The sequence below is a fragment of the Pantoea sp. App145 genome (assembly GCF_047947045.1).
Lineage (GTDB): Bacteria > Pseudomonadota > Gammaproteobacteria > Enterobacterales > Enterobacteriaceae > Pantoea.
On the sequence record NZ_CP133292.1, the window covers coordinates 50853 to 63024 of the forward strand.

The window sequence follows — 12172 nt, forward strand, 5'->3', positions numbered from 1 at the left end:
TCACCAACGAATTTCCACGATTTCAACTGCGGGCTAATCATCGTGATGAACGCACATCAACGCCCCGCTCAGCGGTTCTGGTACCACCGCCACATTAACCTGAAATACGCGTTTAAGTATCTCCGGTTGCAACACCTGCGTCGGCGTTCCCTGGGTGACCAGCGCACCTTCCGCCAGCAGCACCAGTTGGTCACAATAGCGGCTGGCCTGATTGAGGTCGTGCAACACGGTCACCACGGTTTTACCCTGCGCCTTTAGCTCCCCCATCAGCTTCATCAGCTCGATTTGATGATTGATGTCCAGCCAGGTGGTGGGTTCATCCAGCAGGATAACCGGCGTATCCTGCGCCAGCAGCATCGCCAGAAACACCCGCTGACGCTGGCCGCCCGATAAATCGCTAACGCGCTGCTGCGCCAGCGGAGCAATCCCCATGCGTTCCATCGCCGCCTGCACCTGTTCCCTGTCCTGCGCCGACAACCGCCCCCACAACGGTAGCCAGGGATGACGGCCATAAGCCACCAGCTCCGCCACGCTGACCCCTTCCGGCGTCAGATGCTGCTGTGGCAGCAGCGCCAGATGCCGGGCCAGCTGACGAGAAGAAAAACGCGCCAGCGGCTGCTCACCGATAAACACCTGTCCCTCATCGGGTGCCAGCAGCCGCGCCAGGGTTTTTAATAGCGTCGATTTACCGCAGCCATTAGGTCCAAGTAGCGCGGTAATTTGCCCGGAGGCAAAGCTGACGCTGACATCCTGAAGCACGCGTTTTCCCGCGTAGCCCGCAGCCAGATTCTCAACCCTCAGTTGCATCTATCGTGTCCTGATTAACAGCCAGAAAAACCACGGAGCGCCGATCAGCGCGGTGATGACACCGGCGGGCAACTCCATCGGTGGAGACAGGGTGCGCGCCAGCACATCGGCCAGCAGTAACACCAGCGCCCCGAGTAAGGCAGAAAACGGCAGCAGGCGGGCATGACGCCCCCCGACCAGACGGCGCGCCAGATGTGGCACCACCAGGCTGATAAAGCTGATCGGTCCGCATACCGCCACCGCCAGCGCCGCCAGTGCTACGCCGAGCAGCAGCACGCCACGCTGGAAGGGGCGTAAAGCCACCCCGAGGGTCGCCGCACGTTCATCCCCCAGCGCCAGCAGATCAAGATCGCGACAAACGCTCAGGCTGATAAGCAGCAAGAGGGGCAGCGGTAACGCCAGCAGCACCATCTGCCAGTCGCGTCCCCACAGGCTGCCTGTCAGCCACAGCAGTGCGGTGTTGATATCCTGCGGACGCGACAGCAACAGATAATCGGTGACGCTGGCAAAACAGGCCGCAAGTGCGACACCCACCACTGCCAGCCGCAGCGGTGACGAGGTGCCGGTCAGCCAGCGCAGCAATATCAACGCGCAACAGCCCCCGGCAAACGACACCAACGGCAGCCATAGCAGCGGAAAAGCGGGAAACAACAGCAGCGCCACCAGCGAGGCCAGGCTGGCGGCATGATTGACGCCGAGGATATCGGGCGATGCCAGCGGATTGCGGATCACCCCCTGCACAAGCACGCCGGACACCGCCAGCGCCGCCCCCACCATCAGCGCCAGCACCACCCGTGGCAACCGGTATTCCATCACCACAAAATGTGCCTCGTTAGTGGGTTGCCACGTCGTCCAGAGCGTTGACCAGGCGAAGGACTGCACGCCCAGTTTCAGGCTGATAATCGCGCCAACCGCCAGCCCAATCAGCATCAGCGGCAGCAGATAACGCGTGGACATCATCGTTGCCTCCTTGCCAGCCAGACAAAACAGGGAGCACCCACCAGCGCCAGCACCACCCCGGCAGGCAGTTCACCGGGCCAGCCCAGCCCACGCGCAGCAATGTCGGCGACCAGCAGCAAGGTTGCGCCAAGCAGCATCGCCATCGGTAGCATGATGCGCAGATCGTGGCCGATCCACGCGCGCGCCAGATGCGGCACCAGCAAACCAATAAAGCCCAGCGGCCCTGCTACGCTGACGCATGCCCCCACCAGTAACAACAGCGCGATGCTCAGCCCAACTCGCAGCACAACGATATTGACGCCGAGGCTATGCGCCGCGCTGTCGCCCATCGTCAGCAGGTTCAGGGCACGCGTCTGGGTCAGCACCAGCGGGATGATTACCACCATCACCGGCAGCAATTGCCACACTTCCTGCCAGCGCACCTGGGCAATACCCCCCGCCAGCCAGGTCAGAATGCCGTATGCGTGATCCTCCGCCAGCAGCAACACGATGCGCGTCATCGCCATGCAGAATGCCGATAACGCGATACCGGCGAGGATCAGCCGCTGCCGGTCATGGCTGCGCGCCGCCAGCGTCACGCAGACCCAGCTCAGCCCACCGCCACCGGCGGCGATCACTGTCAGCGGATAGCCCTCCAGTTGCACCGGGGCAAAGGCTGACACCAGCACAATGGCCAGCGCCGCGCCGCTGTTGATTCCCAGCACCGACGGCGAAGCCAGCGGATTATGCGTCAGCGCCTGCAACAGGCCGCCCGCCAGCGCCAGTGCGGCCCCCAGCAGCACCGCCACCAGCGCGCGTGGCAAGCGCAGATTAAATACCAGCGCCTCGCCGATACTGGCAGGCTGGCCCGGCCATAACGCGTGCAAGGCCGACTGCGGTGCGATTGGCACCGCAGAGAAGCTGGTCAGACTGAACCAGAAGGCGCACAGCAATAACGCCACGGTGAAAAGCCAGCGTGTCATGGTGCAAATAACGTGACGGCGTCACGCGAAATCTTTTCCGCCGCGAACAATCCGCGCATGCGCGCCCAACTGTTGCTATCGACCTCGCGGACATGATGTTGCTGTGCGGCTTTCAGCATCGTCCACAGCGGATCAGCCTGCCAGCGCTTCACGATACTCTCCTGCCGATAGTGCGCCACCAGTAACCAGTCGGGGTTTTGCGCCAGCAGGGTTTCCAGGCCGATCGGCGTCATCGGTGCGCCATTAATCGGCTCCGTCACCTGCAATCCCAGCGCGCTCAGCACCCCGCCGGTGTAACTGTCACGCGAATGCAGCGTGAACTGATTTTCACGCGACGTGCCGAACATCACCCGGGTTCCCTGCGGCAGCTGTGCAGCGGCGGTAGCCATTCGCTGCCGATGTAACGCCAGCCGTTGCTCCATCTCCGCTTGTTTACCCACCACCGCACCGATGATGGCCGCAGACTGCAAATTTTCCTGGTACGTTTCATTGCGCGATTTAAGGAGCAGCACTGGCGCAATACGCTGCAATGCATTGTAGATACCGGCATGACGGCCGCTATCGGCGATGATCAGATCAGGATGCAGTCTGCTGATCGCCTCCAGGCTGGGCTGCCCGCGTAGCCCGACGGATTGCCAGGGCTGGAGGTGCGCCCGCACCTCCTCCAGTAAACGTTGCGGATCGTTATCGTCAGCAATGCCAACCGGGCTGAGATCCACCGCAGCCAGCGCATCGGCAAACGACAGTTCAAGTACCACAATCCGTTGTGGTACCTGCGCCAGAGTAAAAGTGCCGTGCTGATCCTGCACCGTCACCGCGCTGGCTGACCCCATCAACGCCAGCAGCAAAAACAGAACACGCATGGTAATGTCTCCCGTCAGAATTTCAGTGCACCCTGCACATAGAAGGTACGCGGCTGCCCGGCATCAATGCCTTTGTTGTTATCGTCGTAGGAGCGAGTGAAGTAGTCCTGGTCAAACAGGTTTTTCACCCCGACAGCGAGATTCAGATTGGCGAGGCTGGGGCCGAAATCATAACTGGCACGCGCGCCCCACAGCATAAAACCGGGAATACAACCGGTGCTGCCATCGGCGCTTTCCTGCACGGTGTTGGCGTTATCCGCGTACTGGCTCGACTGGAATTCGCTGTTGAGGTTAAAAGTCCAGCTGCCGGGATGGTAATCCACCCCGAGGGTGCCTTTCTGACGCGGAGAGAACGGCACCTGGTTGCCATAGGTGTCGCCTTTTTCGCGAATTTCAGCGTTCACATAGGCGTAGCTGGCGTAAACCGACACCTCTTCCAGCTGCGGCGTCAGCTCTCCGAGGTTGTAGCGCACCTGGCTCTCCAGCCCGGTATGGCGCGTCTTACCGCGCGCGGTGACGGTATCGTTGGTCTGGTTCGAGTCGTACTGGTTATTAAAGTTGATCAGGAACAGGCCCACTTCGGCCGTCAGCCCGCCATCGTCGTAACGGGTGCCCAGTTCCCAGGTGCGGGCTTTTTCCGGTTCAACGTTGCCGCTTTCCACCGCTTTGCCAATCTGGCTGTACTGCACGGTGCCGAAGGAACCTTCGGTGTTGGCATACAGGTTCCAGCTGTCGGTGAGGTGGTACAGCACGTTCAGCGCCGGTAGCGGCGCGTTATAGCTGACATCCTGGCGCGTGCCGCGAATCGCATTGCGCTGGAACGACTCGATATGTTCAAAACGCATCCCCGGCGTGATGGTCCAGTTGCCGATATCAATACGGTCATCCAGATACCAGGCATGGGCTTCTGTGCCGGAACGGGTGTCGCGGTCATAAGGGCTGGCGGTAGATGGCAACTCACCGCTGGCAGTTGGGGTGTAGTAACGCATCTCGTGCCCGGATTCGCTGACATAGCGATAACCGACACCCACTTCATGCGCGGTCGGACCGAGGTTAAAACTCTGACTGTAGCGTGGCTCAATACCCCGTACCCAATACTCACGAGGTGACAGTGTCACACGCGTTCCCTGCTCCAGATAACCGCTGCGCAGCGTATGGGTATAGAAACCGAGGATATTAAACTTATGCTGCTGATCTGGCAGGAACTGATAACCGAGGCTGGCCAGCTGACGGCGGCCCCAGAAGCGGTCATAAGGACGCGTTGATTGCCAGCGATCCGCATCATAATCGGCGCGGCTCAACCCGCCCGGCATATCCGCTTCGCCGTCGTAATATTGCAGCAGGCTGGTGAAGGTATGCACTTCGTTTGGGGCATACTGGCTTTTCAGCATGACATCGTCGATGCGGGTCGCACTGTGTTCACGCCAGTCGCTGCCACGGGTACCTGAGTAAAGGATCGCGCTGCCGAAACCGTTGTCCGCCGTGCCACCCACCAGCAGGTTATGCGTCTCTTTTGGGTTGTTCTGTGAAGATGTCGGGCTGAGCTGCCCTTCAACCCCCGCTTCAATACCGAAATCTTTGGGAATGGCGCGCGTTACGAAGTTAACCACCCCGCCCACGCTTTGCGGCCCATAACGCACCGCTCCGCCGCCACGCACCACATCCACCGCATCCATATTGCCGAGCGAGATCGGGGCCAGCGATAGCTGCGGCTGACCGTATGGCGCAAACGGCACCGGGATGCCATCCATCAGCACTGTAGATCGGCTGGCAAGGCGCGGGTTCAGGCCGCGAATGCCAAAGTTCATCGCCAGATCATGGCTGCCGGTACCGTTGTTTTCCGGGGCATTGACGCCCGGAATACGGTTGAGCACTTCACGCATGGTGGTCGCACCGTTTTTGGCAAAATCGGCACGGCGAATCACGTCACGCGCACCCGGGTGTTCAAACACGTCGCTTTCGCGCGCTTCACCCAGCCAGTCACCGACTACGGTCAGGCTCTGCTCAGTCGGTTGCGGTTTTACCGTCCACAGATTGCTACCAAGCGCACTGGCTTCCAGCTGCGACCCCTGCAACAGTGCCGCCAGCCCCTCATTTACCGCATAATCGCCCTGTAATCCCGCGCTTTGCTTACCACGCGTCAGGCTGGCATCCATCGATAAGGTAATGCCCGCAGTTGCTGCAAACTGATTTAACACGCTATCCAGCGGACCGGCGGCGATATTGTAATGCGTGGTGGCAGGCGCTGCGGCCACCACCATTCCCGAGGTGAAAAGTAAGGCAGGAAGCAGGCTGAAGCGGATTGCCGTCACCAGCGGTAACACCCGCAGCGCATGTGGACGTGAAGCGGTCATAACATCTCCAAAGATGATAATTTTTGTGGTTTTCAGAGATAAGTCGTATGACCGGGGTAAAAGGGACAATGACGGTGAAAAAAAATTTAACGACGCTGAACCGTGGCCCAGTAGCGGGTAATGCGATGTACCGCAATCGGCAGGGTTTGCTCCAGCGCGTGCAGCGCCTGGTCGCTCTCGCGTAACGGAAAGGTGCCGCTGACGCGCAGGCTGGCGGCGGCCGGATCGCAGCGCAGCACACCCTGACGATAACGCGCCAGCTGGGTAATCACTTCACCCAGCGGCCGATCGCTGACACTGAGCCAACCGTGGATCCAGCCCGGTTCTGGCTGTGCATCCGTGCTAATCGCACCGTAGTGGTCGGCCGAGAAACGCAGCATCTGCCCCTGCTGCACGGTAACACTCTGCTGCGGAGCGCTGATAAGACGCACCGCCACTGCGTGCTGGCTGACGCGTAACAGCGTGGCATCGTCCTGCTGCTGTACGCTAAAAGCGGTACCGAGTGCGGTCAGTTGTCCCTGTCGGGTGTAGACCCGAAACGGACGCTGCTGCGCATCTTTGCCGGTGGTGATAGCGAGGGTGCCGGTGAGTAACTCGATGCGTCGCTCACTGGCGCTGAAGGTGACATTGGCCGCTGAAGCCGTATCGAGTGTCAGCAGGCTGCCATCCGCCAGCTGATGCTGCCGAATCTCGCCGCGTGCCGTACGATAATCTGCGCGCAGCCCCGTTACGTAATCAGTCCGCCACAGCTGCCATCCCGCGCCCACACCCACCGCCAGCAGCAAGCCTTTCAGCACATGACGGCGTGTCATTTGTGAATCGCGCAGCGCTTTGCTGGCAACCTCGCCCGGCATCCCCTGCATTTGCTGGCGCAGGTTCTCCACCTGTTGCCATGCCCATTGATGATCCTGATGCGCATCGACCCAGCGTTGCCATTTTAATTCCTGCTGCGGGCTGACTCGTTCACCGCTCAGCACCGCATACCAGTGCGATGCGCTGCGCAGCGCTTCCCGTTGCGCATTCGACAGCGGCGCGCTCATGTCACAGCCCCTGCTCAAGACGGAACAACAGGCAATGCTCGGTGGCTTTCGCCATGTATTTTTTCACCGAACTGACCGACACCGTCAGCTGTACGGCGATCTCGGCATAGGTCAGGTTATCCAGCTGCGACAGCAAAAAAGCCTGACGCGCTTTGAAGCCCAGCCCGTCCAGCATGCGGTCGATCAATTGCAGGATTTCCAGCTGGCTTTGCTGTACTTCCGGTGACGGGGCGACAGCTTCCGGCAGCTGGCTGAGTAATTCGAGATAGGCTTTTTCCAGCGCGTTGCGGCGAAAACGATCCACCATCACGCGCTTCGCCAGCGTACAAAGGAAGGATTTGGCATCACGGATGTCGGCCAGATGGCCGCCGGACATCACCCGTAGAAAGGTGTCCTGAGTGACATCATCCGCATCAAAGGCCGAACGCAGCTTGCCCGTCAGCCAGTGCCTGAGCCAGCGATGGTTGTTGGCATAGAACAGCGCCAGAGACGGCGCAGCAGAGGATTCAGCAGCAGGCAACATGATGTCAAAGTATGTCAAAAGGTGAAAAGTGTAATGATACTAACTGCGAATGGTTATCATTACAACCATTCCAGTAACGGCACGGATCGTACTACCGCCTTGAACATCAACCACCAGGTGCGCATCAATGCGCCCCCTACGCTTGCAGGGTCGGTATTTATGTCGACGCAGGGATCCGTCGCGGCGCGATTTATCGCGCCAGGTTGTGCCACCACCGTGAGCGGTTGTGATGCGGTCTCGCTCCACGGGAATTTGACGTGGTGTCACAATGTGATACTATTTGCGCATGAACAAACGACACCAAAAAACGCTGTCAGATGTGTTCGCCCGACCCGTAAGCGGTTCGATAAAATGGAGCGATATTGAATCGCTTTTTATTGCCTTGGGTGCGGAAGTTCATGAAAGGGAAGGCTCAAGGATTGCGGTTCTACTGAAAGGACAAAAGAAAATCTTTCACAGGCCACATCCGAGACCTACCACTGACAAGGGGGCGGTTAACTCCATTCGGATATGGCTGGATAGTTTAGGAATCAGACCATGAATAATACACTCAAAATAGACGGCCATGTTGCCGTTATCACTTTTGATCCAGAGATAGAAATGTTTCGCGGGGAGTTTGTCGGCCTGAACGGTGGGGCTGATTTCTACGCTTACAGCGTGGAGGAACTCAAAAAAGAAGGTTCTGTATCACTGGCTGTTTTTCTGGATGAATGCCAGAAAGACGGGATTGAACCTTACAAAACTTTCAGCGGCAAGGTTACGACCCGTCTGACACCAGAACGGCATCAGGCGCTTGCAGTTACCGCTCAGGCTCATGGTGTGTCTATTAACGAATTACTCAATGAAGGTGTTGATCTCGTTATACAGAAGCATTCTTAAGGAAGATTCAGAATGCCTAAGCATCACTTGTTACAATGCAGCAGCTACAAACCCGGGTAAGTGTCCAGGATGATAAAACCTCGGATTAACTGGCTGCTATTACCCCAATCGACCGGCGTTCAATTAATTCCGCACTGAACCGGGGTAACGGATCAAGCACCTCGCCACGAATTTCCGCAATCAGCCTGCGTGCCGCTTCGCGTCCCATTTCATATACCGGCTGCGCGACTACCGTGAGCGGCGGCGATACAATCTCGCTCCACGGGAAATTGTCGTACATCACAAACGACAGCTGCTGCGGAATACGCAGACCCCGGCGCATCACTTCGCGCAGCAGTGACATCGCCACCACGCTGTCGGAGGCGATCAGCGCGGTAGGCGGTTGTTCGCGTTGCCACAGCCTTGCGACGATTTGCCGGATTTGTTCATCGCTGTCGGCATTGACCTGCACCAGCGTCGGGTCAAATGGCAGCCCGGCGGCAGCAAACGCCCGCATCATGCCACCGACACGCTGTGCGACCGGCGTCAAACCAAAGTCACTGAGCTGCGTAAACTCCCCTGCCAGCATCATGCTGGTGACGTATGCCACCTGACGATGCCCGGCAGCGATCAATGCCTGCGTTGCCTGCTGCGCAACATCGGTGAAATCACAGCAAATCGCTTCCACGTTCAGATCAATGACGGCGCGATCGAATAACTTCAACGCGCGCCCTTCCGCCAGCACCTGCATCAGGTGAGCGTTTTTATCCCGCTCCGAGCAACAGGGGGTAACGATGATGCCATCCACCTGTTTTTCCAGCATCACCCGCACCGCGTCCTGTTCCGCCTGCCACTTCTCGTCACTGTTGCTCAGCAGTAACTGATAACCCGCCTGCCGGGTGACGTCCGCCATACCGCGCAGCGCCAGGCCAAAGTGTGGGTTCTCAATATCACCAACGATCACGCCGATGGTGTTGGAACGTCCGGTATTCATGCTGCGAGCCAGTTCATTGGGGCGATAACCGAGCGCTGCGGCTGCGCTACTGACGCGGGTCTGCACCTCTTCGCTCACCGCACCATAGCCACCCAGCGCGCGTGCAGCCTGCGCTTTTGATACTTTTGCTGCTCGCGCGACATCGGCCACGGTTGGCGCTTTAGAACGCACTTTCTGGTTGGTCATAATTAATTCGAATCACAGGTTGATGACAGGAAGATTGACGATGAAAAACGTGTGTGCTTAAACTCATTGTAACTCCCTGAGACCGGTCTCACAATCACTGTTGCTCAGGAAGCTACTTGCGTTGAGACCGGTCTCAAAAACATTACATCCTCCGGCTCAACAGTCTCTGATGTTTAAACCTGCAAAAACGGACGAGCTATGAAATCGCATAAACACCTGCACGCCCTGTTCGGCGCTGCCATCGCCCTGTGTTCGCTTTCCTTCCCATTGTTTGCTGCCAGTAATGACAACCCGTATGGCCTGCTGACGCCGGGTCAGCTGCGCGTCGCCAGCGTCGGCGATTCCAAACCTTATACCTTCACCGACGCCAGCGGGCAGTTCACCGGGTTCGATGTGGAGTTCTTTAAGAACGTGGCCCACCGTATGGGTATCGACAAGGTGGATTTTGTTGGACAGGATTTCTCCGCCATCCTGCCCGCCGTCGCCAACGGCCAGTTTGATGCGGGCGTGGCGGCAATCGGTATCACCCCGGCACGGGAAAAAACTGTCGATTTCTCCACCGGTTATCTCGCTGGTTATCTGACGGTGCTGACACGCAGCGACAGTGGCGTCACTGACGTTGCCACGCTGGCGAAACATCGCCTTGGGGTGATCCAGGGGACGTTACAGGAGAACTATGCCGTGGAGCACTTTACCCAGACCGATATCGTGCGTTTCCCGGATAACAACACCGCGGTATCGGCGATGAATAACGGCACGCTGGATGCGGTGTTCCTCGATTACGAAGCGGCGAAAAGCTATGCCGAACGCTTCAAGCTGGTCTCGGCTGCCGATATTCCCTCTTTCAACGCCCCCGCTGGCGTTGCCATCGCCAAAGACAAACCGGCATTTAAAGCCGCTCTGGATAAAGCTATCAAAGCGGCCATGCAGGATGGCACCTGGAAACAGCTCTACCAGAAATGGTTTCCCGGTTCACCGATGCCAAAACAGTACCTGCCTGGCGGCCAGTAACGCGGCTCAGGGTTTGTCTTTTCACCGGTGATGAGCGTGCTCATCACCCGCACTGAATGGAGACGGCGATGGACATGCTGACAATTCTTTCCCGTACCTTCTTTGATGTTCCATCGATGATCGAAGTGTTGCCGCAGTTGCTGACTACCGGCCTGGTCAACACGCTGATCATCTCCGTGGCGGCGACCGTGCTCGGTACGTTGCTCGGACTGGCACTGGCGCTGCTGGGGATTTCATCCTCGCGCTGGCTGCGTCTGCCCGCGCGTATGTATACCGATCTGTTTCGCGGATTGCCGTCAATTCTGACTATTCTGCTGATCGGTCAGGGATTAGCGCGTTTCAGTTACCAGCTGTTTGGCCCCTCACCTTACCCGCTGGGTATTTTTGCTCTTAGCCTGATCGCCAGCGCTTATATGGGTGAGATTTTCCGCTCCGGCATCCAGAGCGTGGAACGCGGACAGATGGAAGCCTGCCGGGCGCTGGGTATGAGCTATAGCCGGGCCATGCGGCTGGTGGTGATCCCCCAGGGCATCCGTCGCGTGCTTCCCGCTATCGTTAACCAGTTCATCGCCATCATCAAAGATTCCTCGCTGGTTTATCTGCTGGGATTGATGACCAACCAGCGTGAGCTGTTTCGCGTCGGTCAGGATGCGGCGGTACTGACCGGTAACCTGTCGCCGCTGATGCTGGCCGGGGTGTTCTATCTGATCATCACCGTACCGCTGACACATATGGTGAACTACGTTGACGTGCGTTACCGCACCGGACGCCGCCGCCTCACCGCGCCGCAGAGCGGGTTGAAAGAGGTGGAGGAGGTACAGAAACCCACCAACAAAGCACTGCTGGAAAGCGCAGGAGGCCATCATGACTGATACGAGCTGGAAAGGGGCCAGCCTGGAGCTGCGCGATTTGTCGCTGGCTTACGGGCCGATTGAGGTTTTGCGGCGGGTATCACTCAGCGTCGCACCGGGCACCACCACCTGCATCATCGGGCCGTCGGGCTCCGGTAAATCCACCCTACTGCGCGGCATCAACCGGCTGCACGAACCGAAATCCGGCGATGTGTTGCTGGCCGGGCGTTCGGTGCTGCGCGAAAAGCCAGATGCCCTGCGTCTGCGCATCGGCATGGTATTTCAGCATTTCAACCTGTTCCCCGACCATAGCGCGCTGGAGAACGTCGCGCTGGCACCGTGGAAAGTGAAAGGGTTGCCGAAGTCTCAGGCGATGACGATCGCGCGCCAGCGGCTGGAAGAGGTAGGACTCGGCCAACGTGCCGATCATCATCCGCGCGACCTCTCCGGTGGCCAGCAGCAGCGAGTGGCCATTGCCCGCGCACTGGCGATGGACCCTGAGGTGATGCTGTTTGACGAAGCCACCTCGGCGCTCGACCCGGAACTGGTGAAGGGTGTGCTGACCCTGATGGCCGACTTGTGTCGTCGTGGCATGACGATGGTGGTGGTGACCCATGAGATGGGGTTTGCCCGCAAGGTCGCCGACCAGGTGGTGTTTATGGACGAAGGCGAGATTATCGAGGTCGGCACCCCTGCCGCACTGTTCGATGACCCCCAGTCGCCGCGTCTGCAACGTTTTCTTTCTGAAGTGCTGTAAACAAGG

General features: G+C 58.7%; 13 protein-coding genes. 5 read left to right on the forward strand and 8 right to left on the reverse strand.

Annotated features, from left to right (window positions below):
* Positions 1 to 33: 33 nt before the first annotated feature.
* The 7 genes from fecE to fecI all read right to left on the reverse strand — a co-directional run bounded on the left by fecE (position 34) and on the right by fecI (position 7509).
* On the reverse strand, positions 34 to 807 hold the full coding sequence (gene fecE, locus RCF31_RS23080; protein WP_416414006.1) for a Fe(3+) dicitrate ABC transporter ATP-binding protein FecE: 774 nt from the start codon (positions 805 to 807) through the stop codon (positions 34 to 36).
* Positions 808 to 1767 carry a Fe(3+) dicitrate ABC transporter permease subunit FecD gene (gene fecD, locus RCF31_RS23085; protein WP_416414008.1) on the reverse strand — a complete coding sequence of 320 codons (960 nt, stop codon included), beginning with the start codon at positions 1765 to 1767 and terminating at the stop codon, positions 808 to 810.
* Positions 1764 to 2729 (reverse strand): iron-dicitrate ABC transporter permease FecC, encoded by a 966-nt coding sequence (gene fecC, locus RCF31_RS23090; protein WP_416414009.1) that lies wholly within the window; start codon positions 2727 to 2729, stop codon positions 1764 to 1766. The genes fecD and fecC overlap by 4 nt, the downstream gene beginning before the upstream one ends.
* Complete coding sequence (locus RCF31_RS23095) at positions 2726 to 3592, reverse strand: Fe(3+) dicitrate ABC transporter substrate-binding protein (protein ID WP_416414010.1); 867 nt, start codon at positions 3590 to 3592, stop codon at positions 2726 to 2728. The genes fecC and RCF31_RS23095 overlap by 4 nt, the downstream gene beginning before the upstream one ends.
* Before the next feature lie 14 nt (positions 3593 to 3606).
* Positions 3607 to 5946, reverse strand: a complete 2340-nt coding sequence (gene fecA, locus RCF31_RS23100; protein WP_416414012.1) for a TonB-dependent Fe(3+) dicitrate receptor FecA — start codon at positions 5944 to 5946, stop codon at positions 3607 to 3609.
* 86 nt (positions 5947 to 6032) lie between these two features.
* Positions 6033 to 6986, reverse strand: a complete 954-nt coding sequence (gene fecR / locus RCF31_RS23105) for a ferric citrate uptake sigma factor regulator FecR (RefSeq protein ID WP_416414014.1) — start codon at positions 6984 to 6986, stop codon at positions 6033 to 6035.
* Between the two features lies 1 nt (position 6987).
* The gene (gene fecI, locus RCF31_RS23110; RefSeq protein ID WP_416414015.1) at positions 6988 to 7509 is read right to left on the reverse strand and encodes a ferric citrate uptake sigma factor FecI; all 522 of its coding nucleotides are present in this window, start codon (positions 7507 to 7509) and stop codon (positions 6988 to 6990) included.
* Between the two features lie 286 nt (positions 7510 to 7795).
* Here fecI and RCF31_RS23115 point away from each other — a divergent pair, with 286 nt between their 5' ends.
* Both RCF31_RS23115 and RCF31_RS23120 read left to right on the forward strand, forming a co-directional pair.
* A complete protein-coding gene (locus RCF31_RS23115) occupies positions 7796 to 8050 on the forward strand; it encodes a type II toxin-antitoxin system HicA family toxin (RefSeq protein ID WP_299456594.1) in 255 nt (84 codons plus the stop codon).
* Positions 8047 to 8388, forward strand: coding sequence for a type II toxin-antitoxin system HicB family antitoxin (locus RCF31_RS23120; RefSeq protein WP_299456597.1), 342 nt, complete (start codon positions 8047 to 8049; stop codon positions 8386 to 8388). Before RCF31_RS23115 ends, RCF31_RS23120 begins: the two co-directional genes overlap by 4 nt.
* Positions 8389 to 8473: 85 nt before the next feature.
* Here RCF31_RS23120 and RCF31_RS23125 read toward each other — a convergent pair whose 3' ends face one another.
* Entirely contained in the window at positions 8474 to 9547 is a 1074-nt protein-coding gene (locus RCF31_RS23125; protein ID WP_416414016.1) for a LacI family DNA-binding transcriptional regulator, read from the reverse strand.
* 198 nt (positions 9548 to 9745) lie between these two features.
* On the opposite strand from RCF31_RS23125, the gene RCF31_RS23130 reads away from it, so the two are divergent.
* From RCF31_RS23130 to RCF31_RS23140, 3 genes are all read left to right on the forward strand, one after another.
* Positions 9746 to 10558 (forward strand): ABC transporter substrate-binding protein, encoded by an 813-nt coding sequence (locus RCF31_RS23130; protein WP_299456602.1) that lies wholly within the window; start codon positions 9746 to 9748, stop codon positions 10556 to 10558.
* Between the two features lie 68 nt (positions 10559 to 10626).
* Positions 10627 to 11430 (forward strand): amino acid ABC transporter permease, encoded by an 804-nt coding sequence (locus tag RCF31_RS23135; RefSeq protein ID WP_416414017.1) that lies wholly within the window; start codon positions 10627 to 10629, stop codon positions 11428 to 11430.
* Positions 11423 to 12166, forward strand: a complete 744-nt coding sequence (locus tag RCF31_RS23140; protein ID WP_299456606.1) for an amino acid ABC transporter ATP-binding protein — start codon at positions 11423 to 11425, stop codon at positions 12164 to 12166. The genes RCF31_RS23135 and RCF31_RS23140 overlap by 8 nt, the downstream gene beginning before the upstream one ends.
* Positions 12167 to 12172: the final 6 nt, after the last annotated feature.